This is a genomic window from Mycobacterium sp. G7A2 (assembly GCF_041902445.1).
In the GTDB taxonomy this organism is placed as follows: domain Bacteria; phylum Actinomycetota; class Actinomycetes; order Mycobacteriales; family Mycobacteriaceae; genus Mycobacterium.
This window is the reverse complement of the sequence record NZ_CP169251.1, coordinates 5,823,499-5,847,256: the sequence shown is the minus strand read 5'-3', so window position 1 is coordinate 5,847,256 and position 23,758 is coordinate 5,823,499. Positions and strand designations below refer to the sequence as shown.

General features: G+C 66.5%; 18 protein-coding genes. 15 read left to right on the top strand and 3 right to left on the bottom strand.

Annotation, left to right across the window (positions count from 1 at the left end):
• The 14 genes from ACEWX3_RS27750 to ACEWX3_RS27685 all read left to right on the top strand — a co-directional run bounded on the left by ACEWX3_RS27750 (nt 1) and on the right by ACEWX3_RS27685 (nt 15,280).
• On the top strand, nt 1–321 hold the full coding sequence (locus ACEWX3_RS27750; RefSeq protein ID WP_374158314.1) for a type VII secretion target: 321 nt from the start codon (nt 1–3) through the stop codon (nt 319–321).
• Nucleotides 321–1,202, top strand: coding sequence for an ESX secretion-associated protein EspG (locus ACEWX3_RS27745; protein WP_374158313.1), 882 nt, complete (start codon nt 321–323; stop codon nt 1,200–1,202). Before ACEWX3_RS27750 ends, ACEWX3_RS27745 begins: the two co-directional genes overlap by 1 nt.
• Before the next feature lie 15 nt (nt 1,203–1,217).
• Nucleotides 1,218–1,778 (top strand): hypothetical protein, encoded by a 561-nt coding sequence (locus ACEWX3_RS27740; protein WP_374158312.1) that lies wholly within the window; start codon nt 1,218–1,220, stop codon nt 1,776–1,778.
• A complete protein-coding gene (gene eccA / locus ACEWX3_RS27735) occupies nt 1,775–3,496 on the top strand; it encodes a type VII secretion AAA-ATPase EccA (protein WP_374158311.1) in 1,722 nt (573 codons plus the stop codon). Before ACEWX3_RS27740 ends, eccA begins: the two co-directional genes overlap by 4 nt.
• Before the next feature lie 3 nt (nt 3,497–3,499).
• Complete coding sequence (gene eccB / locus ACEWX3_RS27730; protein WP_207068536.1) at nt 3,500–4,972, top strand: type VII secretion protein EccB; 1,473 nt, start codon at nt 3,500–3,502, stop codon at nt 4,970–4,972.
• Nucleotides 4,969–7,194 (top strand): type VII secretion protein EccCa, encoded by a 2,226-nt coding sequence (eccCa, locus tag ACEWX3_RS27725; protein ID WP_374158310.1) that lies wholly within the window; start codon nt 4,969–4,971, stop codon nt 7,192–7,194. The genes eccB and eccCa overlap by 4 nt, the downstream gene beginning before the upstream one ends.
• Nucleotides 7,191–8,972, top strand: a complete 1,782-nt coding sequence (eccCb, locus tag ACEWX3_RS27720) for a type VII secretion protein EccCb (RefSeq protein WP_374158309.1) — start codon at nt 7,191–7,193, stop codon at nt 8,970–8,972. Before eccCa ends, eccCb begins: the two co-directional genes overlap by 4 nt.
• Before the next feature lie 148 nt (nt 8,973–9,120).
• Nucleotides 9,121–9,417, top strand: a complete 297-nt coding sequence (locus tag ACEWX3_RS27715; RefSeq protein ID WP_152514889.1) for a PE family protein — start codon at nt 9,121–9,123, stop codon at nt 9,415–9,417.
• Between the two features lie 30 nt (nt 9,418–9,447).
• Nucleotides 9,448–10,755 (top strand): PPE family protein, encoded by a 1,308-nt coding sequence (locus ACEWX3_RS27710; protein ID WP_374158308.1) that lies wholly within the window; start codon nt 9,448–9,450, stop codon nt 10,753–10,755.
• An 86-nt stretch (nt 10,756–10,841) separates the two neighbouring features.
• Nucleotides 10,842–11,147: a WXG100 family type VII secretion target gene (locus ACEWX3_RS27705; RefSeq protein WP_152514891.1), complete on the top strand. Its 306-nt coding sequence runs from the start codon at nt 10,842–10,844 to the stop codon at nt 11,145–11,147.
• A 38-nt stretch (nt 11,148–11,185) separates the two neighbouring features.
• Nucleotides 11,186–11,473: a WXG100 family type VII secretion target gene (locus ACEWX3_RS27700; RefSeq protein ID WP_152514892.1), complete on the top strand. Its 288-nt coding sequence runs from the start codon at nt 11,186–11,188 to the stop codon at nt 11,471–11,473.
• Between the two features lie 93 nt (nt 11,474–11,566).
• Entirely contained in the window at nt 11,567–12,946 is a 1,380-nt protein-coding gene (locus tag ACEWX3_RS27695) for a MinD/ParA family protein (protein ID WP_374158307.1), read from the top strand.
• Entirely contained in the window at nt 12,943–14,469 is a 1,527-nt protein-coding gene (gene eccD, locus ACEWX3_RS27690; RefSeq protein WP_374158306.1) for a type VII secretion integral membrane protein EccD, read from the top strand. The genes ACEWX3_RS27695 and eccD overlap by 4 nt, the downstream gene beginning before the upstream one ends.
• Nucleotides 14,470–14,479: 10 nt before the next feature.
• The gene (locus ACEWX3_RS27685) at nt 14,480–15,280 is read left to right on the top strand and encodes a hypothetical protein (protein ID WP_374158305.1); all 801 of its coding nucleotides are present in this window, start codon (nt 14,480–14,482) and stop codon (nt 15,278–15,280) included.
• A gap of 50 nt (nt 15,281–15,330) precedes the next feature.
• Here the strand turns inward: ACEWX3_RS27685 and ACEWX3_RS27680 are convergent, their stop codons facing one another.
• Nucleotides 15,331–17,985 carry a beta strand repeat-containing protein gene (locus tag ACEWX3_RS27680; protein WP_374158304.1) on the bottom strand — a complete coding sequence of 885 codons (2,655 nt, stop codon included), beginning with the start codon at nt 17,983–17,985 and terminating at the stop codon, nt 15,331–15,333.
• 538 nt (nt 17,986–18,523) lie between these two features.
• On the opposite strand from ACEWX3_RS27680, the gene ACEWX3_RS27675 reads away from it, so the two are divergent.
• Complete coding sequence (locus ACEWX3_RS27675) at nt 18,524–20,170, top strand: IS1634 family transposase (RefSeq protein WP_374158303.1); 1,647 nt, start codon at nt 18,524–18,526, stop codon at nt 20,168–20,170.
• A gap of 424 nt (nt 20,171–20,594) precedes the next feature.
• Here the strand turns inward: ACEWX3_RS27675 and ACEWX3_RS27670 are convergent, their stop codons facing one another.
• Nucleotides 20,595–21,404 (bottom strand): secretion protein EccK, encoded by an 810-nt coding sequence (locus ACEWX3_RS27670; RefSeq protein WP_374158302.1) that lies wholly within the window; start codon nt 21,402–21,404, stop codon nt 20,595–20,597.
• Nucleotides 21,405–22,742: 1,338 nt separating this feature from the next.
• On the bottom strand, nt 22,743–23,660 hold the full coding sequence (locus ACEWX3_RS27665; RefSeq protein WP_374158301.1) for a hypothetical protein: 918 nt from the start codon (nt 23,658–23,660) through the stop codon (nt 22,743–22,745).
• Nucleotides 23,661–23,758: the final 98 nt, after the last annotated feature.

The window sequence follows — 23,758 nt, the reverse complement described above, 5'->3', positions numbered from 1 at the left end:
GTGACCTCCCACCGGCTGCAGGTGACGACGACGCACCTGCGGGCTCTGGGTGACCATCACGCCCGCGCCGCCGGCGCGATCGACGCAGCCGCAGGCTTCACGGCCGGCACCGACCGGTCGGTCACGTCCTCGCATGGCGTCATCGCCGCATCGACGGTGCAGGTCATGGAGGAACTCCTGCAGGCCCGGCGGCGGTGCAGCTCCGCGGCGGCCCACGCCGCGCGCGCGGTCAGCGAGGACTTGGCGGTCGTGGCGCAGCGCTACGAGGCGACCGACGAGTCGGCCGGCGTCGACCTCGACCGCCAGATCGGGTCGCCGTGATGGCCAGCCCGTTCATCGGCGACGGGGAACCCACCCACTACGACGATGTCGTCGGCGTCGAGGTGACGATCGACGGAATGCTGGTGATCGCTGACCTGCTGCACCTGGTCGACTTTCCTCTGTCGCTGGGTATCCGCCCCAACATCCCGTACGAAGACCAGCGCAAGATCGTATGGGACCAGGTCACCCGCGATCTGACCGCACAGGGGATTCTCACCGCCTTCGGCGATCCGCACCCCGAGGTGGCGGCCATGGTCGACACCCTCAGCAGGCCCGACCGGCTGCTGGACTGCCGGTGGTGGCGCCGCGACGTCGGTGGCAAAATGGTTCGCTTCGTGGTGTGTCGCAAGGGGGATCGGCATGTCGTGGCCGCGCGGGACGAGGACATGCTCGTGCTGCAGCGGGTGGCACCCCAGGTGGGGCTGTCGGCCATGGTGAACGTCGTGATCGGCGACGCCGCCGCCGCCGACGTCGAACCCCTGACGGGGATCGCCACGAAGCTGGCGGAGGTCCGCACCGCAGAACAACTCGCCGGTTACGGCATCCCGCCGTCGTCGGCCCGCATCTATGCCGAAGCGACCGGCAACCCCGACAGCTGGGTGGAAATCACCGCCTCCGAACGTCACCCCGGCGGCACGTTCTCCCCGGCCGGGGTGGCCGCGGGAGTGCTCGACTCGCCGCACGGCAGAATCGTGTCGATTCCGCGGCGGGTGAGCGGCGAGCTCTACGGCAGCTTCCTGCCCGGCACACCCGAGAACTTCCGGCGTGCGCTCGACGGCCTGATGGAGTTCCTGCCGTCCAAGAGCTGGTTCGAGCACAAGGACGTGCTCGAACCCGACAATGTCCTCGACACCGACGCAGACCTGTCGTACCCCGACTGAGAAAGGCGATCCACGGTGGCCCACCTCCCGCCCGGCGATCCCGGGGACGACGGGAATCCCGACGGCGACTTGGCGGCGCTCGACTTCGGCGCCGCCGCAGACGACGACGCTCCTGAGACCGACCTCGGCGTCATCCTCGGGGACTACCCCGGTGACGGCGGCGACATCGACGCGGCGACGGACAACGATCCCATCGCTGCGTTCCCGTCCCCCGGCCTCGGAGACGGGCACGCCGACGATGCCGCCGCACCGCTGTTCACCGTCGGCAACCCTCCCGGCACCGTGACCGTGACGACGTTCCTGGATGGCCGCGTCCACCGGGTGGACCTCGCGCCGGCGACCGCGACGATGGCCGAGTCCGCCCTGGCCGACGAGATCGTCGTCATCGCGGCGCTGGCCACCCAGGATGCCCGGTCGGCCCAGTACACGGTCATGCTGGACGGCATGCGTGAACACGGCCACGACAATGCCGCCACCCGCGACTTCCTCAATCGCGAACTGGATCTGCCCACCCCGGAACAAGCTGCGGCCGCACGGATCGAGCTGTTCACGAACCGCTACGCAGGTGAGGAATGACTGAACATCTGGCCGGCCTCTTCGGCACCGCGGTCGGCATGCTGCCCAGCGCGCCCGCACGCTCGCTCGAGCTGTTCACCGAGATCACCGATGTCGACGACACCGCCTGCGACGCGTGGGTGGGACGCATCCGCTGCGGTGACCGAGATCGGGCGACCATGTTCAGGGCGTGGTTCTCGCGCACCAGTTTCGGCCAGCTCGCGGGCGCCGCCGAGATGTCGATGAACAGCCTGGGCACCAGGGTCCCGATCGGCGGCATGTTCGGTGACATCACCTATCCGGTCAATTCGCCGCTGGCCATCACCATGGGATTCGCGGTGAGCGAGGCCGCCGAGGGTAACTACGCCGACGCGATGGAGGCGATCGAGGACGTCCCCGCGGCCGGCGCCGAACACCTGGTCGCCTGGGTCAAGGCCGTCATCTACGCGGCGGCGCAACGATGGACCGACGTCATCGACGAGGTGCGCAGCGCCGCGGCCTGGCCGGACAAGTTCCTCGCGGCCGCAGCCGGGGTGGCCCACGGTGTCGCTGCCGCCAACCTGGGCCTGTTCACCGAAGCTGAGCGCCGGCTGACGGAGGCCAACGCCTCACCCGCCGGGGAGGCCTGCAACCAGGCGATCGCCTGGTTCCTGGCGATGACCTACCGGAGCCAGGGCAACGAGGAGGGCGCCCTGGCCCTGCTGGAATGGCTGCAGGCAAGCCATCCGACGCCCACTGTCACCGCCGCACTGCGTGACCCCGCCTATCGGTTGCAGACCACGACTGCTGAGCAGATCAGCGCCCGGCGCGACCCGTGGGACCCGAGCAGTGGCGAGGCCGACACGTCGGTGCGCGATCAGCTCTTGGCCGATGCCCAGGCCGAACTGGACCGCCAGATCGGGCTGAGCCGGGTCAAGGAACAGATCGAGCGCTACCGCGCGGCGACGCAGATGGCCAAGGTGCGCGCCGCTCGCGGGATGAAGGTCGCGCAGGCGTCCAAGCACATGATCTTCACCGGCCCGCCCGGCACCGGAAAGACCACGATCGCGCGGGTGGTCGCCAACATCCTGGCGGGCCTCGGTGTGATCGCCGAACCCAAACTCGTCGAAACCTCCCGCAAGGACTTCGTCGCCGAATACGAAGGGCAGTCGGCGGTCAAGACCGCGCGCACCATCGACCGGGCCGTGGGCGGCGTGCTGTTCATCGACGAGGCCTACACCCTGGTGCAGGAACGCGACGGCCGTGCCGACCCATTCGGTACCGAGGCGCTGGACACCCTGTTGGCCAGAATGGAGAACGACCGCGACCGGCTGGTGGTGATCATCGCCGGCTACAGCAATGACATCGACCGGCTGCTGGAGACCAACGACGGATTGCGTTCGCGGTTTTCCACCCGCATCGAATTCGACTCGTACTCACCGCAGGAGATCGTCGAGATCGCCGAAGTCATTGCCGCGGGAACGGATTCGAGCCTCAGTGCGGAGGCAGCGACCGCGGTGTTCGAGGCCGCGACGCTGCTGGTTCAGAGCAGCACCAACGGCAAGCCCGCGATCGACGTCGCCGGAAACGGGCGCTACGCCCGCCAGTTGGTCGAGGCCGGTGAGCAGACCCGGGACATGAGACTGGCCCGGTCCGCGGACATCGACAGCCTCGAGGTCGCCCAGCTCAGCGAGATCAGCGGGGCGGACATGGCTGCGGCGATCACGTCGGTGCACAGCAGACTGAACATCAGCGGGTAGACGATGGCAGGTTTCAGGCTCACCACCAAGGTGCAGGTCAGCGGCTGGCGTTTCCTGCTGCGCCGCGTCGAGCATGCCATCGTGCGACGCGACACCCGCATGTTCGACGACCCGCTGCAGTTCTACAGCCGCGCAGTGAGCGCAGGCATCATCATCGCGGTCCTCATCTGTCTCGGCGCCGCGTTGCTCGCCTACTTCAAACCGCTCGGCAAGCGCGGCGGGGACAGCCTTCTGGTCGACCGCACCACCAATCAGCTCTACGTCGTGCTGCCCGATACCGGCCAGCTGCGTCCCGTCTACAACCTCACCTCGGCGCGACTGATCCTGGGCAACAGCAACAACCCGGTCGCGGTGAAGTCCGAGGAACTCGACAACATGCCAAAGGGGCAACCGCTCGGCATCCCCGGGGCCCCATACGCCACCCCCGTCTCGTCGTCGCCCGTCTCGCAATGGTCGTTGTGTGACACGGTGATCCAACCGGAGACGGTGGCGCCGAGCGTCGACACGTCGGTGCTGATCACACCTCTGGCGCTGGACGGTTCGGTCGGCGCGCTGAGATCCGGGCAGGGCATGCTGGTGTCCTACGAGGGACAGGACTGGCTCATCACCGACACCGGCCGCCACTCGATCGACCTCGCCGACCGGGCGGTCACCTCGGCGGTCGGCATCCCCGTCACGGCGCGTTCGGCACCGATCTCCGAGGGCCTGTTCAATGCTCTGTCCGACGCCGGGCCGTGGCGGCTGCCCGCGATTCCGGGCAGTGGCGCACCCAACACCGTCGGGCTACCACCGGAACTGGTCATCGGATCCGTGTTCACCACCGACACCGAATCCGACGAACAGCATTACGTGGTGCTGCCCAATGGCGTCGCCAAGGTCAACGACACCACCGCCGCGGCGCTGCGGGCCACCAACTCCTACGGATTGGTCGCCTCGCCGTCGATGGCACCGAGTGCGGTGGCCGCGATCGTCGAGCAGGTGTACGACTCGCCGCTGCCCGACGCACCGATGGACATCCTTGCGCGCGAGGAACTTCCGGCGCTGTGCTGGACATGGCAGCGTGAGACCGGCGACCAGGCGCCGCAGACGACGGTCATCGCCGGCCGCCACCTGCCGCTACCCGCCGCCGACATGGCCACCGGGATCAAACAGATCAGCGGTGACGCGACCGTGCACATCAGCGGTGGTCAGTACATTCGGCTGCAATCACCGGATCCCCGCTTCGGCGAGAGCCTCTACTACATCGACCCACAAGGCGTCCGCTACGGACTGCCCGACGAGGACACGGCAGCCAAATTAGGGCTGACGTCGCCGCGCACCGCGCCGTGGCAGGTGGTCAGCCTTCTCGTTGACGGCCCGGTGCTGTCCAAAGAGGCTGCACTGATCGAACACGACACATTGCCGCCGAACCCGAACCCGCGCAAGGTCGGAGCAGGGGACGCCCAGCCCGCCGGAAGCAACGGAGGTGGCGGATGACGACCCGCAAGTTCACACCCATCATGAAGCGCGGCCCGAGGCTCAGCCCCGGGGAGATCAACGTGGTCCCGCCCGACGACCTCGGCGTCGACATCCCGCCGTCGGGCATGCAGAAGGCCCTGCCCTGGGTGCTGGGCGGCTGCATGCTCGGCATGATCGCGATCATGATCTTCAGTGGGGTGCGGCAACTCTCGCCGTACATGTTCATGATGCCGCTGATGATGGTGATGGGCGCCGTCGGTCTGGTGGCCAGCGGCGGCAGCGGAGGCAAGAAGGTCCCGGAGATCAATTCCGACCGCAAGGAGTACCTGCGTTATCTCGCCGGACTGCGGACGAGGGTCACGTCGTCGGCGGCGGCGCAGGTGACGTTCTTCAACTATCACGCACCGCATCCCGACGACCTGCTGTCCGTAATCGGCACCCACCGGCAGTGGTCACGGGCGTCCACCGCCGATTTCTATGCGGCGGCCCGAATCGGCATCGGGTCCGAGCCCGCGGTGGACCGCCTGTTGAAGCCTGCGGTCGGCGGCGACCTGGCCGGACCCGCGGGTGCGCCGCAGGCGCACCTCGAGCCCGTCAGCCACATGTGGGTCACAAAATTCTTGCGCACCCACGGCCTGATCCATGACTGCCCGAAACTCGTTCAGCTGCGCACGTTTCCGACGATTGCGATCGGGGGCGACCCCGACGGCGCGGCCGGACTGTTGACGGCGATGATCTGCCACCTGGCGGTGTTCCATCCGCCGGACCTGTTGCAGATCCGGGTGTTGACCGATGATCCGGAGGATTCCCACTGGGCCTGGCTGAAGTGGCTGCCCCACGTGGCACACCAGTCCGACACCGACGCCGCCGGTCACACCCGGATGATCTTCACCCGGCCCGACGGTCTGAGCGACCTGGCCGCTCGTGGCCCGCACACCGCCGACGCCACACCGAACGGCCCCTATGTCGTCGTCATCGACCTGTCCGGCGGCAAAGCGGGCTTCCCCGCCGACGGCCGGGCCGGCGTCACCGTCATCACGCTCGGTAACCATCGCTCGGCCTACCGCATCCGCGTCGACGCCGACGGCACAGCCGACGACCGGCTCCCCAACCAGACCTTCCGGCTGGTGGCCAGCCAGGTCGACACGATGACCGCCGGGCAGGCCCAGCGGGTGGCGCGCAAGCTGGCGGGATGGTCCATCACCGGGACGATCATCGACAAGAGCACCCGGGTGCAGAAGAAGGTCGCCACCGAATGGCACGAGATCGTGGGCGCGCAATCGGTGGAGGAGGTGACCCCCGCGCGCTGGCGAATGTTCACCGACACCGACCGTGACCGGCTCCGAATCCCGTTCGGCCACGAGCTCAAGACCGGCGACGTGATGTACCTCGACATCAAGGAGGGTGCAGAGTTCGGCGCGGGCCCGCACGGCATGCTGATCGGCACCACCGGCTCGGGTAAGTCGGAGTTCCTGCGGACGTTGATCCTGTCGCTGGCCGCCACCCACCACCCCGACCAGATCAATCTGCTGCTGACGGACTTCAAGGGTGGATCGACATTCCTGGGCATGGAGAAGTTGCCGCACACCGCCGCGGTGGTGACCAACATGGAAGAGGAGGCGGAGCTCGTCAGCCGGATGGGCGAGGTGCTCAGCGGCGAACTGGACCGTCGGCAGTCGATCCTGCGCCAGGCCGGCATCCAGGTCGGAGCGGCCGGCGCCCTGTCGGGCGTGGCCGAGTACGAGAAACATCGTGAGCGCGGCGCCGATCTGCCACCGTTGCCCACACTGTTCGTCGTCGTCGACGAGTTCGCCGAGCTGCTGCAGAACCATCCCGACTTCATCGGGCTGTTCGACCGCATCTGCCGGGTGGGCCGTTCGCTGCGGGTGCACCTGCTGCTGGCCACGCAGTCGCTGAACACCGGCGGCACCCGCATCGACAAGCTCGAGCCGAACCTGACCTATCGCATCGCGTTGCGCACCACGAGCTCCGCGGAATCCAAGGCGGTGATCGGGACGCCCGAGGCGCAATACATCTCGAACAAGGAGAGCGGCGTCGGGTTCCTGCGGGTCGGCATGGAGGATCCGGTGAAGTTCCAGAGCGTCTATACGGGTAACCCGTACGTGCCCGTCGCCGCCGCCGCCGGTGACGACGACGCACCTCGGGCCCAGGCAGACAAGACGCTACGGATCCACCGCTTCACCGCAGCCCCGATCATGGATGCGACGGTGGCGCAATGACGATCGAGTCCGGGCAGAAGGTGCTCCGCGAGGTCGTCCTCGACCAGCTGACCACCGGCGAGAACCATGCGTATCGGATGTGGTTGCCCCCGTTGGCCGATCCAACTCCGGTCAACGAACTGATCGCGCGTGACTACGATCGTCGCCCACTGCGGATCGGTCTGGGAGTCATGGACGAGCCCCGCCGGCACCGCCAAGAAGTCTGGGGTATCGACATCTCCACCGCCGCGGGCAACATCGCCGTCGGCGGAGCCCCACAGACCGGCAAGTCGACCTTCCTGCAGACGTTCATCCTGTCGGCCTCGGCGTCACACACCCCGCGGCAGATCCAGTTCTACTGCGTGGACATGGGCGGCGGTGGCCTCATGTACATCGAGGACCTGCCCCACGTCGGCGGTGTCGCCACCCGCGCCGAGCCCGACCGGGTCAACCGCGTGATTGCGGAGGTCAAAGCCGTTCTGCGGCAGCGCGAGCAGACCTTCAAGCAGTTCCGGGTCGGCTCGATGGCCGACTACCGGCAGATGCGCGAAGATCCGGACAACCCGGCGTCGGCGGATCCGTTCGGTGACGTGTTCCTGGTGATCGACGGTTGGCCGGCCTTCGCCGCGGAGTTCACCGACCTGGAAGCCGTCGTGCAGGACATCGCCGGGCAGGGGTTGGCCTACGGTGTGCACACGATGATCTCCACCCCGCGGTGGACGGAGCTCAAGGCGCGGATCCGCGACTACCTGGGCACCAAGGTCGAATTCCGGTTGGGCGATGTCAACGAGACCCAGATCGACCGCATCACCCGCGAGATCCCACTGAACCGGCCGGGGCGCGCGGTGTCCACCGAGAGGTTCCATCTGATGATCGGCGTGCCGCGCCTGGACGGTGTGCACAGCGCCGAGGCGTTGGTGCCGGCGATGGCCGCGGCCGTACAGGAAGTGTCCGCGCGCCACACCATGGAAGCGCCGCCCGTGCGGGTGCTGCCCAGCCGGATCCATCTGCACCAGCTCGATCCGAATCCACCCGGCCCCGAGGCCGATTACCGGACCCGGTGGACAGTGCCGGTGGGGGTGCGTGAAGCCGATCTCACCGTGGCGCACAGCCACATGCACACCAGCCCGCACCATCTGATCTTCGGAGCGCCCAAATCCGGGAAAACGACCATCGCTCATGCGCTGGCCCGGGCCATCTGCGCGCGCAACAGTCCAGAACAGGTCCGGTTCATGGTGGCCGACTACCGGTCGGGGCTGCTGGAAGCGGTCCCGGAGACCCATCTGCTGGCGGCCGGCGCCATCAATCGCAACCATGCCACCCTCGAACAGTCGGTCAAGGCGCTGGCGGCGAACCTGACCAAGCGTCTGCCACCGGCGGATCTGACACCGTCACAACTGCGGGCCCGGTCATGGTGGACAGGCCCCGACATCGTGCTGTTGGTCGACGACTGGCACATGATCGTCGCGGCCGGCGGGATGATGTCGCCGATGGCCCCGTTGGCGCCGCTGCTTCCGGCGGCCGCGGACATCGGTCTGCACCTGATCGTGACCTGTCAGATGAGTCAGGCCCACCGGGCCACGATGGACAAGTTCGTCGGCGCTGCGTACGGGGCGGGTACGCCGACGATGTTCCTGTCCGGTGAGAAGCAGGACTTCCCGTCGCGCGAGATCCTGGTCAAGAAACGACCACCTGGCCAGGCGTTTTATGTGACGCCGGATGGTAAGGAAGTGATTCAGGCGGCGTATGTGGATCCGCCCGAAGAAGATGTGTTCGCAGCACCCTCGGACGCCGGTTAGTATGGAATAGCGGTTCATTCCAGCAAACGCTGTTTGACCGGATGGCAATTGGGTCGGGGGACTCCAATCTCACCCACAGATAATTGCTGCTGTTTGCGCAAGTAACTAAATACATGCATGTCTTTAGCAAGAGTGAGGAGAACAGCAAATGCAACCACTGAGCCACAATGCAGGTGCTGTGGGGGTCGGCGGTCAGGTCGTCGCAAATGGCGCGCGGGGATTGGCAACGGGAACTGCGGCGACTGCACAAGTAAGTGCACTTACGCCCGCCGGTGCTGACGAGGTGTCCGTGCTGGCCTCGACGGCGTTCATGGCCGAGGGGGTGCAGACGCTCGGCATCAACGCACTGGCTCAGGAGGAGATCTCCCGCGCCGGCGCGACCGTGATCGAGGTGGCCGGCGTCTATCAGGCGGTCGACGGCGAGAACGGCGCCACGCTGATCTGAGTTGAGCACCCGATTCGAGTCGAGTGAGCCATGGCCATTCCACCCATCTTCATTCCACCCATCTGGGGAGCGTTTCCTCCCGAGGTGAACACCTCGCGCCTGATGGCAGGCGCGGGGCCCGCGCCGATGTTGCAGGCTGCGGCCGGCTGGGAGGTGCTGGCGGTCTCGTTGGAGACCCAGGCTGACGAGCTGGCCGCCAGCCTGGCCTCGTTGGCCCAGATGTGGCAGGGCATGGGCAGCGAGCGGGCCATCACCGCATCGATGCCCATGGTGGTGTGGTTGCGGATGCTCGCACTGCAGGCGCAGAAGCGCGCGCTGCAGGCCTCGGCGCAGGCCAGTTCCTATACGACGGCGTTGGCCACGACGCCCCCACTGCCGGAGATCGAGCTCAACCACGTCACTCACGGGGTCCTCGAGGCCACCAACTTCCTCGGTGTGAACACCGTGCCGATCGGGCTGAACGAGGCCGACTACGTGCGGATGTGGGACCAGGCCGCGACCGTCATGAGCGCCTATCAGGCCGAGACGACGGCCAACGCCACGTTCGAGCCGGTCGCTCCTCCCCAACCGATCGTGCTGCCCGGGGCAGCGAGCGCAGCGATGTCGATGGGCATGGCCAGCGCCGCCCCGATGGCCGGCAGCGCCGCGGTCCGCAATGCGGCGTTCACCCACGTCAGCGGGCAGGGCAAGATCGAGGAAGCCAACCTCAAGGCGGGCCGCATGGAGCAGGCCGTCAACCAGGCGGCCAATCAGGGCCGCTCGCAGGGCGACCCGGGTCAGATGATGCAGCAGGCGCCCCAGATGGGCATGCAGATGGCTTCGCAGCTCGGCTCCACGCTCGGTCAGTTGCCTCAGCAGATGATGCAGGGCGTCACCCAGCCTTTCCAGCAGCTCACCCAGCCGCTGCAGCAGGTGTCGTCGATGTTCGGCCAGATGAGCGGAATGATGGGCGGCGATCGGGGCGCGCAGATCGGAATGCTCGGCGCCACACCGTTTTCCAACCACCCTGCGATCGGCGGCAATGGTGCGGCCAGCGGCGCCGGCCTGGTCCGGGCCGCGTCACTGCCCGGCGCCGGCGGCACCGCGGCGCGCACCCCGCTGATGTCGAACCTGGTAGGCAAGGAACTGCAGCCCACCTTGTCACCGGTATCGGTCGGTGCCGGCGCGGCTGCGGGAGCGGCCGCGGCAGGACTGGCCCCCGTCGGTGGTGGCGGCATGGGCGGCGGACCGATGGGCATGCTCGGCCAACGGGGGAAAAGCGGCGGCAGCAGGGCAAGTCTGAATGCGCCGGCCCCACTCGAACACGACCTCAGTGAGGACGACGAGGACGACTGGTGATCGTCCCCCACGACTTGCCGACCGCCTGGGTCGGGAGGGCCCGCCGACGTCGGCGGGAGCACAGGTAAACAGAGAGAAGGTCAGCAATGGCATTGGTGAATGCGGATACCCCGCAGTTGATGGCGGAGGCGGCGAACTTCGACCGGATCTCCGGTGAGCTTCAGTCCGTCCTCGCCCAGGTCGAGTCGACAGCAGCGGCGCTGCAGCAGAGTCTGCACAGCGAAGGTGCGGGGCAGGCCGCGCAGGCCGCGCTGCTGCGTTTCCACGAGGCGTCGAATCAGCAGATCCGTCTGCTCACCGACATCTCGCAGAACATCCACACCAGCGGATCGTCGTACCTCAACACCGACGCGAACAACGCCGACGACCTCGCGTCGCAGATGCAGATCTAGCCAAATCCCGAGACCGAGACTGAGAACGGAGAACACAAGTGGGACAGATCAACTACGAGTTCGGCGCGATCGAGGCCGGCGCGGGCGAGATCCACGCGGCCGTCGGACGCACTGCGGGGCTGCTCGACGAGGGCCAGGGGTCGCTCGCCCGCCTGCAGTCGGCATGGGTCGGCGACGGCTCGATGTCGTATCAGGCCGTCCAGCAGCGCTGGGACGCGAACTCCAACGAACTCAACATGGCCCTGCAGAGCCTGGCTCAGGCCATCAGCAACGCCGGTTCGACGATGGGAACCACCGAAGCGGGCGTGATCGGGACCTTTTCCTAAACGCGGTGGAGCGCGCCGGTGGGCGACCGGTTTAGATGAAGGGATCGCCCACCGCGTGCACCGCTTTCCATGCCGAAACACTGAGAGGTACACATGTCGGCCGACTACGACCGGCTCTTCCACTCCCCGGATGCCGTTCGAACGGCCGACGAGGAGATAGAGCACGACACCCCGCCAGCCGGCCGGGACACCGCGTCCTCGCATGTGGCTGCGCCGCGCAACGACGCGACCCCACCGCCCATGCCGATCGCGCAGCCGCGCGCGCAGGCTGCCGCCGCTCCGCCGCCCCGGCAGTCCGAGATCACCAGCCAGATCCCGGCGACACAGACGACCGGCCCGCAGCACGTTCCCAACAACGGGATGATGCGTGCGCCCCAGACCTCCGCGCCGCAGGGGGCACGCCACGAACAACAGCGGCCTGCCCCGGCGCCTGCCCCCCGCCACGCGCCCGCACCGGCACCGTCGCAGCACTTCGCGGACCCCGCCGCCGACTGGCGTCCCTCGCCGCAGCCGGCGCCGACGTCCGCGGCGTCGATGGGTAACCACCGCGCGATCGACGCGCTGTCGCACGTCGGCGTCCGTTCGGCGGTCAAGATGCCCTCCCAACGTGGGTGGCGGCACTGGATCTACCTGATGACCCGCATCAATCTCGGCCTCTCGCCCGACGAGATGTACGAGATGGATCTGCACGCCAGGATTCGTCGTAACGCGCGCGATTCGTACCAGATCGGCGTGTTCGGTCTCAAGGGCGGAGTCGGAAAGACCGCTGTCACCGTGGCGCTCGGCTCAGCTCTGAGCAAGGTGCGCGGCGACCGCATTCTCGCGATCGATGCCGACCCCGACGGCGGGAACCTCGCCGACCGGGCCGGCCGGCAGTCCGCGGCGACGATCTCGGATCTGCTCTCCGACAAGGAGCTGCACCGCTACAACGACATCCGTGCCTACACCAGCATGAACGGCTCCAACCTCGAGGTGCTCTCCTCCGAGGAGTACAGCGCGGCCCGTCGCGAGTTCAACGACGAGGATTGGCAGGGCGCCACCGACATCGTGTCGCGGTACTACAACCTCGTGCTCGCTGACTGTGGCGCCGGGCTGTTCCAGCCGGCGGCGCGCAGCGTGTTGTCGACGGTGTCGGGCCTGGTGATCGTGGCCAGCGCCTCGATCGACGGTGCGCGGCAGGCGGCGATCACCATGGACTGGTTGCGCCAGAACGGATATCAGGATCTGCTCGGCCGCTCCTGTGTGGTGATCAACCACGTCGTCCCGGGCAAGCCCAACATCGACGTCGACGACCTCGTGCAGCAGTTCGAACGGCATGTGTCCCCCGGTCGGGTGATCGTGTTGCCGTTCGACAAGCACATCGCGGCCGGCACCGAGATCCAACTCGACCTGCTGGGCAAGACGTTCGAGCGTCGGATCGTCGAGTTGGCGGCCGCGCTGTCGGACGACTTCGACAGGCTCGAGCGGCGTTGACCGCCACGGCGACCCCGGCCAGTTCGCCGAGCGTCACCCCCGGCCGTCCGTCGACCACCCGGGTCACCATCCTGACCGGGCGGCGGATGACCGATCTGGTGCTGCCCTCGACTGCGCCGATCGAGAGCTACGTCGACGAGACGGTGTCGGTGCTGGCCGAGATCCTCGACGACACCCCACCGGACGTGCTGGCCGGCTTCGACTTCAACGCACAGGGGGTGTGGTCGTTCGCCCGGCCAGGTGCCCCGCCGATGAAGCTCACGGAGTCACTCGACGAGGCGGGGGTGGTCGACGGTTCGCTGTTGACGGTGGTGTCGGTGAGCCGTACCGAGCGGTACCGGCCGCTGGTCGAGGACGTCATCGATGCGATCGCCGTCCTCGACGAGACCCCGGAATTCGACCGGCGCGCGCTGTACCGCTTCATGGGGTGGATGGTGCCGTTGGTGGCGTTGGTCGTCACCGTGGTCACGATGCTGTCCTGGTCGGCGACGGGTCGCGACTGGTGGTGGGCGGCCGCGCTCGGTGCATTCGGGCTGGGCCTCGCGGCCGCAAGCACATTGGCCCAGAACAGGTTCAACAGCCTCGACATGGCTGAGAGCCTGCTGGTCGCGTCGCTGTTCACCCTCGGCGGTGCGGTGGCCCTGGCGGTACCGCTGCCAAGGGGCGTGGACAGTATCGGCGCGCCGCAGATCGCCGGTGCAGGGGCGCTGATCTTCTTGATGGTGCTCGCCTCCCGCGGTGGACCACGTCGGCGGGCCGAAGTCGCCGCGTTCCTCGCGGTGATGGCGTTGGCGGTGACCGTCGCTGCGGTCGCGTTCGGCTACGGCTGGGACAGTTGGGTGCCGGCCGGGGCCATCGCATTCGGTCTGATCGTCGTCACGAACGCGGCCAAACTGACGGTCGCCGTAGCGCGGATCGCGTTGCCGCCGATCCCGGCGCCGGGCGAGACCGTGTCGAACGACGAACTGCTCGACCCCGTCTCCACGACCGACACCTCAGAAGAGTCCGAGACCTGGCAGGCGATCATCGCATCGGTGCCCGACTCGGCGGCGCGGCTGACCGAGCGCAGCCGCCTTGCCAAACGGTTGCTGATCGGGTTCCTCACCGCCGGTGCGGCGATCTTGGCGGCCGGGTCGATCGCGGTTGTCGTGCAAGGCCATTTCTTCCTGCACAGTCTGATCGTCGCGGGGCTGGTGACGGTGGTCTGCGGGTTCCGGTCTCGGCTCTATGCCGAACGGTGGTGTGCCTGGGCGCTGATCGCTGCCGCCATCGCCATTCCCACAGGCGTGATGGTCCGACTGTGTCTGTGGTACCCGGAGCGGGCCTGGCTGGTGCTGGGGATCTACGTGCTTGTCTCGGTGGTGGCGGTGATCGTCGTCGGCGCGACCGAGAGCGTCCGGCGGGTGTCTCCGGTCACCAAACGCATTCTCGAGCTGCTCGACGGTGCGGCGATCGCTGCGGTGATCCCGATGTTGCTGTGGATCGCCGGGGTGTACGACCTGCTGCGGAACCTGCGGTTCTAGGAGGCTGAGCATGGGCAATCCACCACCGTTGTCGGTCGATCCCGAACAGCTCGCTGCAGCCGGCAACGAGTTGAAGTACTCGGCGAGCCAGATACCCGCTGCCCCTGCGCCTTTCGGTGTAGTGGGCTCGGATCCGTTGACCCAGGCCATCGACCTGCAGATTCCCGCCATCGAAGATCCGATCGCCACGCAGTTGCCGGCGGTGAAGACGCAGGCGACCAAGACCGCGCAGAACGTCATCTCAGCAGCCGAGGCATACCTGACCACCGATCAGCAGCTGGGCGGGCAGGTCAGCCAGGAGATGCAGAACCTCCCTGCTGCCGAAGGGCTTTCCGGTGGGGGCGGCTCCGCCGGTGGTGCCGCGGCGTCCGCTGCCGGCGGTACGGCCGGTGCGGCGGGGTTGGCAGCGGGTGGCTCGGGGCCGATGAGTCAGATGATGGGCATGCCGATGCAGATGGCCAGCCAGATGTCGCAGATGCCGACCCAGGCGATGGGCGCGATGACATCGGCTCCGCAGGGCGTGATGCAGGGCGCCCAGCAGGTTGGGCAGCAGGTGCAGCAGATGGTCGGGCAATTCGGCGAGGCCGACCAGTTCGGTGAGGCCGGCCAGCTCTCTGACGCCGCCGGGTCGGACGAGCCTGGCTCAGGACCTCACGCGGAGCAGTCCGTGCAGGAGGGTGCGGCGGCCGGTGATTCCAACGCCGAACGCGCCCCCGAGGCAAAGGAAAAGACCGAGGGTGAGGACGCTGATCGAGACGAATCAGGCGGCCGGCATCGGCGTGCCGAGGAAGACCCTGGCATCGATCTGTAGCCCTGACGCCGTGCCTGGTTCCTGCCGGGCGCCGCGTCGTTTCGTCTCCGTCAGCTGTTGATGTATTGGGTGACGGCGTTCATGGCCTTGTCGGCGATCTGGGCCTTGAGAACCGTCACCAGTGCAGTCACCTCGAAGATGGCGGTTTGCAACGCCGCTCCACCACTGCCGTCGGTGGCCAGATCGCTGACCACGGCGCCGTCGGTTGCCTCCGCCTCGGCGAGGTTGTCCTCACCGAGAGCAATGGCGTTGGCCGAGCCGTTGACACTGTCGGCCAGAGCGGCGCTCATGTCGCCGACTACGGTGGCTTCGGCCCGGCCGGCGTCGCTGGCCGCCTGGGCGGCGCTGCCGCTGCCGAGGATGACGCCTCGGCTGCGGCCACCGTTGTCCGCCTGACTGGCGATCACGCTGTTTCCGCCGATGTTCGTGGCTGACGCCACGCTGCCAGCTCCCTCGGCCTCAGAGACATTGGTCGAACTGCGGCTGACTGTGACGTAAGCGCGTGCGCCGTTCTCGGCGGCCGCACTTCCTGAGCTGTTGGTGTCGCTGGTGACCGTGGCGCGGCCGTCATTCTGGGCATAGGCAAGGCCGTCCGAGTCTTTGCTCACATCCACGGTGGCCCGACTGCGATCGATCGCGACGGCGCCAGCGATGCTGCTGACTTGGGCGACGGAATTGGCTGCGCCTTCTTCGGCGCCGAATGCGGTGGCGGAGCTGGTATCTCGGGCGACTGAACGGGCCGTGCCGCCCTCGAAAGCGGTCGCGGTGGCGGAGCTGCCGCTGCTGGCCAGGGCGCTGGAGCGGCCCATCTCGCTGGTGGCTTCGGCGACGCTGCCGTTGATGGCGACGGCGCTGGCCAGACCGCCGTCAGCGCTGGCGGAGGCGGCGCTGTCATCGTCGGCGAAGGCGCTGGCCAAGCCGCCGTCTGTGCTGTCGGCGCTGGCGACGCTGGAGTCGTAGGCAGCAGATTTCGCCCAGCCGCCGTCGGTGTCGGCAACTGCGGTGCTCTCGCTGCCCGCGACGGCTTTGGCCACGCCGTCTACTGCGCTCGCCTCCGCGGAACCGTTGTCGCCGAACGCCAGGGCACGGCTGATGCCGCCGAAAGCGTCGGCATCGGCCGTGTTGCCGTCACCGATAACCCGCGCGTAAGCGGCGCCGCTGTCAGTTGCTTCCGCTGTCCCATGGTTGCCGGTGCCGCTCACCAGGACCGTGGCACGAGAGTCGGTGGCCGCAGCCGAACCGACGTTCTCGTCACCAATGAGAACGACACTGGCGCCCCGGCCGAAACCACCGTTCGCTTCTGCCGAGGCGTTCGCTGAGCTGTCCGTGCCGACGACGAGGCCTGTCGAGTTTGCAGCTCCTTGGCCGAACGCCAAGACGTCGCTGCTGGAACCGACGATGCGACCGATCGCCGTGGACCCGTCGAGACCCACGGAGTTGGCGACACTGCCGGAGCCGATGATGACCGATTTACTTCGCGACCCCGCCCCGGCAAACGCTGCGGCGTTATTGATTTCACCAATGATCGCGGCGGTCGCGAAGCCCTCCCCACTTGCGGTGGCGGTGTTGCTGTCGCCGTGGATGTAGGCCACGCTGCGACCGTCGCTGGCCGTGCCGACGTTGCCGTCGCCGACGATCCGCACCGTGTTGAAGTCGCCGTCGGTGGCGTCAGCGTCGTTGTTGTTGCCGTAGACGCGGGCGGTGTTGAAGTTGCCGCCGGTGGCATCGGCGGTGGAGTCGTCGCCGCGGACGACGGCGCGGCTGAACCAGCCTTCGGCGGTGGCGACGGCGTTGTTGCCGCGGGCGATGGCGATAGAGCCGAAGCCGTCGGAGATGGCGACGGCGGTGCCTCGCTGGATGATCTGGTTTCCATTGATCGAGACGCTGAAGTCGGCGAAGGAGATTCCGATTTGTTCGCCGATCCAGCTGAGCACACCCACCAGCGCGGAGGCCTGCGCCGACGCCGGCGCAGGGGCGGGGGCGGTCATTGCGGTGACCTGCTGCGAGACCAGGGTGGTGGCGACCTGGGTGAAGGTGCCGGGAGCGTATTGCAACGCTGCAGGCTTGGTCGGCGGGGCCTCGGCGGAGTCGTCCACCTTTGCGGCTGCAGCGGGCTGTGCGGCCGCGGCCGCCGCGGGGGCCAGCACTGAGCGTCGCGACGACTCCGTGGACACCGCTACCGGGAGCACCGGGCTTTCCGTGGGAGTTGCCGGCGTCTGCGGGTCTGGGGCCTCGTCGGTATCGCGGACGGTGTCGGCGACCTCGACTTCGGCCAGGTCGCCCGCGGAGTTGTCCAGGTGGGCGGTGAGGTCCACCTCGTCCTCAGCCGCGTCGTCGGTGCCGAGATCGTCAGCGTCGTCAGTGTCCGCGTCGGCAATGTCGACATCGTCGACCTCTGCGCCGAGATCCTCGGCATCCTCATCGGTGTCGGTGTCGGTGTCGGTGTCGGTGTCGGTGTCGGTGTCGGTGTCGGTGTCGGTGTCGGAGGACCGCTCAGCGGCGGGGCTGGAACCGGCGGAGCTTCTGGCCGAGGACGCCCCAGGCGACGAGGATGACGATGCTGAGGAGCTGGCGTTGCTGCTCGATGATGAGGCGTCATCGGAGTCAGCGGCCGCCGTCCAGGGCGCGGCGAGCAGCACAGCCCCCACACCGAGTGCGGCGGCCAGCCCGCCGACCCGGCCGATGCTCTGGGAGTGGGCCCGCACCTGTATCCGACGGTGGGCGCCTATAGGCGGTGTCTGTAGCCGATGCTTGCCCGTCGAACCCACCTGTGACCCCCTTGGATCGCCTGCCAAAGCAGGCACCTGAGAACTTGCTGCGAATGCGCTGGGCTTCCACGCTATCGCCGTCGACGACGGTGGGGATATAGGGAATTCCCTACACTTGACCCTCGCTGTCGTTCCAGGATCACCATTCAGCGCGAGGCCGCCGGCCCGGATCAAACACGCCTAGGCACTCCAAATCACGCCCTTCCGGCTCGTGACTGGGCGTTCGGTGTCCGCTACGACGACCCCAAACGCTGGTCTGCGGCTCTTGCGCCAACCGTGAGTTGCGACGATGCAAATTCAGGGTTTCGGCCTCAAACTTGAAATCTGAAGCGCCAAATTCAAGGTTGGGGGCTCAACCTTGACCTGACTTGGGTCACATTGGACTTTCCCTCGAAGTGGTGATGCGTTGACCTGCGGTGATGGTTGCAGTTAGTGCACCGGCTAGGCACTAATTCGTCTCGGTAGGCTCGGGCTGGTGGTGTGGATTCGGCGGGTGCGCACGGCCTCGGGGGCCACTGCGGTTCAGATCGCCGAATCGGTCGACGGCCGCCGGCGGATCGTCCGGCATGTGGGGTCGGCCCGCGATGACGCTGAACTGGGACTACTCGTCGAGGAGGCTCGGCGGTTGTTGGCCGATGATGCCCAGCGGGAGCTCGATCTGGGAATCACCCCGAAGGCCGTCAAAGCCGAGTTGGTAGGCCCGCCGGCCGCGACGCTGTTCACCGACGCTGGTGGTGGGCCCGCGCCGCGGCAGCTGGTCACCCGAGCTCAGGTCTTGAAGTCCTGCAGCGGACTGCTCTACGACGCCCTCGCCGGTGTGTACGCCGACCTGGGCTTCGACGACGCGGTCGACGATCGAGTGTACCGGGATCTGGTGATCGCTCGGGTGGTGGAGCCGACCAGCCTGCTTGATGTTGATCGAGTGCTGGCCGAGATGGGCCGCGCATCGGCATCGCTGTCGACACGTAAACGGACGTTGCGTCGTGCGTCGTCGGGTGGCTACCGTGCTCAGATCGCCGCCGCATGTTTCAAAACCGCTTGCGCCACAGGTGATCTGAGCCTAGTGCTCTACGACGTCACGACCCTGTATTTCGAGGCCGACAAAGAAGACGACCTGCGTAAAGTCGGGTATTCCAAGGAGCGCCGCGTCGATCCGCAGATCGTGGTGGGGCTGTTGGTCGACAGGCGTGGGTTCCCGCTGGAGATCGGGTGCTTCGAAGGCAACAAGGCGGAGACGCTGACCATCGTGCCGATCGTGAAAGCGTTCCAAACGCGTCACCAGGTCGCCGACATGGTCGTCGTCGCCGACGCCGGCATGCTGTCGGCCACGAACCTGCGTGACCTCGATGAGGCCGGGTTGCGGTTCATCGTCGGATCCCGCGTGACCAAGGCGCCGGGCGATCTGGCATCCCACTTCCATTGGCACGGTGATTTGTTCACCGACGGCCAGATCATCGACACCATCACCCCACGCGACCAACGCGGCACCGACACCAAGAGTAGCGACCCGAAACTCAAAGCCGAACCGGTCTGGAACCCGAATACACACCCGAAATCGTGGCGGGCGGTGTGGGCCTACTCGACCAAACGCGCAGTGCGCGACACCAAGACGCTGAACCTGCAGGAGCACAAGGCCCGCGCTGTCGTCGCCGGCGACAAGACCGCCCGCACACCGCGATTCGTTACAGTTCGAAACGGCTCCCGCACACTCGACGAGGCCTCCCTGCAGCGGGCACGCCATCTGGTCGGCCTCAAGGGCTACGTCACCAACATCGAGGTCGCACTCATGCCCGCAACCGAGATCATCGCCAGCTACCACGACCTATGGCGAGTCGAACAGTCGTTCCGGATGTCGAAATCCGATCTCGCCGCCCGGCCGATGTTCGCCCGCACCCGCGACGCCATCGAAGCCCACCTGACCATAGTGTTCACCGCCCTGGCGCTCAGCCGCGAAGTCCAGACACGAACCCGACTGTCACTGCGACGGTTCCTGCACACCCTCAAGCCACTGCGCAGCGCCACCATCGACATCAACGGCGTCATCGCCACCTACCCACCCGCACTGAACCCCGAGGTCGAGGCGATACTCGACGCCCTCAAGCCCACGAAATCAAGGCACTAAGCCAAATGACCCAACTCGGGGTGGGGATATAGGGAATTCCCTACACTTGACCCTCGCTGTCGTTCCAGGATCACCATTCAGCGCGAGGCCGCCGGCCCGGATCAAACACGCCTAGGCACTCCAAATCACGCCCTTCCGGCTCGTGACTGGGCGTTCGGTGTCCGCTACGACGACCCCAAACGCTGGTCTGCGGCTCTTGCGCCAACCGTGAGTTGCGACGATGCAAATTCAGGGTTTCGGCCTCAAACTTGAAATCTGAAGCGCCAAATTCAAGGTTGGGGGCTCAACCTTGAAAACCGAGGCACCCATTTTTATGTTGACCGGTATGACATTCATGGGGCGGCCCCGGGCATTCTCGCGTTGCAGCTCCACGGCGACAGTGTCCTAGCCGTGCTCCTGGAGCGTTGACGGCCGTACGCCGGACTCAGGCAGGCGCCTCCGAGGCGACAGCGTCATTCATGAGGACGCCGAGGTGTTGCCAGTAGATCCAGTCGGTGATGGCGTGACGCTGCGCATCCGGCTCGGAAGCGGTTTGCGCTCGGTGCAGCGCCAACTCTTGGGCATGGTTGGCGTAGGCGACGAACGCGTGCAGGTGCGCTGCGCCCCGTTGGGGACTGGTGCTCATCAACGGCTTCGCAACGTTGAACCACAGCTTGGCGCTCTGATCGGCGGGCGGTTCTAGGTCTGTCGCGGCGGGAGGGAGGAGTTCGGTCAGTCCGGTGTCGGCAACTGCGTTGAGGCGTTGCGCAGCGTCGGGAGCGATGACCTCTAACCGGCTGCGGCCGTTCATTGTTCCGTCATCGGGGATGTCCTCGGTGGTCAGGACGATTCTGGCGACTCCGGGATCGAAGTTCGCGAACTGCTCTTCGGTGGCGACGACGGCGCGCAGCTGCTTGTCGTGGTGGCGGCACCAACCCTGGATAGCCAAGATGGGATAGGTCGCCCAAGTCGCCCGCTCGGCCGGAGAGATCGACTCGTCGGCGGTCGCCATCTTCACGTGTTCGGGCAAGTGCACCCCGTCGGGGATGTAAGCCAGCCCGTAGGAGTTGGCGACGACGATCGTGCCGTCGGCGGTGAGGCCGGTGACCCAGAAGAAGCCGAAGTCCATCACACCGACGTTGAGGGCAGCGCCGATGTGGCGTGCCCGCTGGAGCGGATCGCCGCCGCCGGCCTTACGCCCTCCCGGAGTGGAGGCGGCCAAGATCGCGTCGCGCTCCGCTCGGGCCGTTGACACGGGAACCGGCGCCGGGGCTGCCGCGGCGCCACTGGCACTGGCCGCCGACATCGGGGCGACGCCGGGCCCTGCAGCGGCAGGAGCCGTGCCCGCAGCAGGCGGCGCAGGCGGAGCGGGAGTGGTCGGTGGGCCCAGAGGCACCGGCGGCGGAGCAGCCGCCGACCCACCAACGGGAGCAGCACCGACCGGGGCTGCACCTGTGGGCGCGGCTCCGGAAGCTGCGCCGCTTGAACCTGAGGACGAGCCACCTGGGGAGGGCGGCGCGGCGGCGGATTGACTCGTTGGTGCCGGCGAATTTGTTGGGGGACTCGCAAGCGACGACGAAGCAAGTGGTTGTGAGGAGTTGCTTAGTTGAGCCTGGATCGGCCTAGCAGTCGAGGCCGCGGGTTTCGGAGATGCGTCGCCAGTCTTCCCTGACATTGGATTTCCGTTAGTACCCGGCGAGGTCGCCGAACCCGAAGTTACCGATGCGTCCGTGGGGGCTGACAATGATGATGTGGTCCCCTTGGCCGGACCGCCACCCGAGCCGGCCAACGAGGGAGAGCTAGAGGCGTAGCTCCCAGAATTGTTCGTCGCGGAACCACCCGCAGCAGCCGACGGCGCCGCCGCATGCTCGTTCAATCGGGGAGCAATCGATGGAGGCCCGTTCGTTTCGGTCTGCATGGGATTGAGGACCTGCGCGGTGGCTGGCTGTGCAACAGTCGGGCTCGGCGCTGAGTTACTGCGGGGGTTAGCGGTAGTCGTCAGAGACTGGAAATTCTGGGGTGCACGTGTGGGGTCGGTTCGACCGCTCTCCGACTGTTTAGGTGGGGTCGGGGTCAACGGCGGAACAGAATCTAGGGGTGGATTCCACATACTGAACATAGGGATCTGTTGGCTCGCCCCTAGAACGATCCGCTCGTGGTCCTCCCTTCTGCGAAGTATCTCTTCGGCTAGTTCGCGAGCCTGATCCAAAGAGGAATCCTCGCGTATCCGGGCGAATTCACCCTCTGCAGCAGCTAGGCTGGAATTGATTGCAATCTTGACATTTTCAACTACGGCGGCAATCCAGTTGTAGTAAGCGAAAGCCTTGCCTAGGTGATGAATTAAAACGTCCATGGCCTGTATATCGGATTGCACGGAGGCATCACCCGCATTAGCGCCGCTTCCGGTCCACACGCCATCGCTGAACACTCTGATTTGCTGCGCTCTCCAATCTCTAACAACCCAACCGGCCTCGTTTCTCAGAGATATGAGGGTTCCCGCACGCTGAATCAAGGCGGACTCGTCCACGTCAGGCCATCCGCTGGGTTGAGTCATGGCATCGACAAACTCGACCGGCAGTCTCTCTATGCCCACCTAACTGCCTAACGCTTCACATGCTGAATCGATTGCAACCATAAGCGCCGTTGAGGCGCTGTCGAGAAAATTGTCGGAAGGCATATAGGTTGGAATGGCCTGTACGTAAGCACGGCGGTAATTGGCGGCCAGTGCGGCGAAATCGCGCCACGTCAAGTTTGTGCTTAGTAATGCGATCTGTTCCATCGAACTGGCGTTCTCGCGCATAACCGTCACCATATTCGCGGATGACGCCTGCTGGGAGGGCGTCCACTGACTGGCGGGGAGGTTCGGATCGAAAATTTGCCGCCACGCCTCCGTCGCTTCGCCGTAACTTGCGACCAATTCGTCCCATTGGTCGCAAGCGGGGAGCCGCTTCACGATAAATTGGGTTGGATCAAACGGATTACCCACTGGTGCAACCTCGGTGGGCGGAATAGACGGAGGAAGAAGTTGGCTGCGTGCGGGCGCCGACTCGTACCCGATCGCTGCGCAGATAGCATTGAGGGTAGCGGATAGGCCGTTTCCTGCAGACGCTAGGTAGTCGTCCGTTGGCTTGTAATCCGGAAGGGCGGCGGCGTAAGCGCGCCAATAAGCGACCGCTTGCTCATAGATTTCCCGCATCACTCGGTGTGGCGTGCGCGCCGCAAGAACTGTCGTTTGCTCAGCCGCTGCAACCATATCTCGAGCAGCTTTCTCGACGATTTCACGCTGCTCAGGACTCCATTCTTCCTGGGGGATAGAGGGGTCGATGTCGGCCCAACCCTTTTGCTGTTCATCGAACAGCTTCTGCGAGATCGGAGTCCATGCATCGCAGGTGGGGTCTTCGGTAATTATCTCGGCGGGCCCATCATCATCGGCACTGGCGATATCGGGTGCGACAATCGACGAACTGGGGGGTGCGGCGGTTGGCGCCGTGGCAGTCCGGGGATTCGCCATATCCGCCGACCCATCTTTAGTCACCCACAAAGTGACGACCACCGTCAGTGCTATTACAACGGCGAGCGCGATCCCGCCGAGAATCCACTTCGCACGGT

Excerpts from the sequence above, each read along its gene's own strand:
- eccCa (WP_374158310.1), top strand. The coding sequence starts at position 4,969 with ATGACGACCCGCAAGTTCACACCCATCATGAAGCGCGGCCCGAGGCTC.
- eccB (WP_207068536.1), top strand. The coding sequence starts at position 3,500 with ATGGCAGGTTTCAGGCTCACCACCAAGGTGCAGGTCAGCGGCTGGCGT.
- ACEWX3_RS27705 (WP_152514891.1), top strand. The coding sequence starts at position 10,842 with ATGGCATTGGTGAATGCGGATACCCCGCAGTTGATGGCGGAGGCGGCG.
- ACEWX3_RS27710 (WP_374158308.1), top strand. The coding sequence starts at position 9,448 with ATGGCCATTCCACCCATCTTCATTCCACCCATCTGGGGAGCGTTTCCT.
- ACEWX3_RS27665 (WP_374158301.1), bottom strand. The coding sequence starts at position 23,660 with ATGGCGAATCCCCGGACTGCCACGGCGCCAACCGCCGCACCCCCCAGT.
- eccA (WP_374158311.1), top strand. The coding sequence starts at position 1,775 with ATGACTGAACATCTGGCCGGCCTCTTCGGCACCGCGGTCGGCATGCTG.
- ACEWX3_RS27695 (WP_374158307.1), top strand. The coding sequence starts at position 11,567 with ATGTCGGCCGACTACGACCGGCTCTTCCACTCCCCGGATGCCGTTCGA.
- ACEWX3_RS27745 (WP_374158313.1), top strand. The coding sequence starts at position 321 with ATGGCCAGCCCGTTCATCGGCGACGGGGAACCCACCCACTACGACGAT.
- eccCb (WP_374158309.1), top strand. The coding sequence starts at position 7,191 with ATGACGATCGAGTCCGGGCAGAAGGTGCTCCGCGAGGTCGTCCTCGAC.
- ACEWX3_RS27715 (WP_152514889.1), top strand. The coding sequence starts at position 9,121 with ATGCAACCACTGAGCCACAATGCAGGTGCTGTGGGGGTCGGCGGTCAG.
- ACEWX3_RS27685 (WP_374158305.1), top strand. The coding sequence starts at position 14,480 with ATGGGCAATCCACCACCGTTGTCGGTCGATCCCGAACAGCTCGCTGCA.